Below are 504 nucleotides of genomic sequence, written 5' to 3'. Positions count from 1 at the left end.
TGGGACGGCTGGACGCGCAGGTGAAGGTGCGCGGCTTCCGCATCGAGCTGGGCGAGATCGAGAGCGCCCTGCTGGAGACCCCCGGCGTGATCCGAGCGGCGGCGGCAGCGCGCGAGGGTGCGACAGGTGACGCGCAGTTGGTGGGTTACGTCGTGCCCGACGCCGCTTTGGGCTCCGGCGCCGAGGCGCGGGACACGTCGGAGATCGTGGAAGCGGCCCTCAGCCGCCTCCGGGACAAGCTGCCCAGCTACATGATCCCGCAGCAGCTCATGGTGCTGGAGGAGCTGCCGCTGACGCCGAACGGGAAGACGGACCGCAAGGCGCTGCCCGCGCCGGAGGCGGACCGTGCTGAGGTGCACACCCCGCCGTCCACGCCCACCGAGGTGGCCCTGGTCGGCATCTGGGCGGATGTCCTGCACCAGGACGGCATCGGCGTCCACGACAACTTCTTCGCCCTGGGCGGCCACTCACTCCTCGCCACCCAGGTCATCGCCCGCATCCGCA

General features: G+C 71.4%; 1 protein-coding gene. It reads left to right on the top strand.

Annotated elements, in window-relative coordinates; all coding sequences use genetic code 11:
- On the top strand, positions 1–504 hold a 504-nt coding region (locus tag ACYVOO_RS27440), incomplete at both ends, for an AMP-binding enzyme (RefSeq protein WP_461018392.1).

The organism is Streptomyces daliensis, from assembly GCF_054782395.1.
The sequence above is the reverse complement of the archived record's forward strand: the minus strand, read 5'-3'. Positions and strand labels throughout refer to the sequence as shown.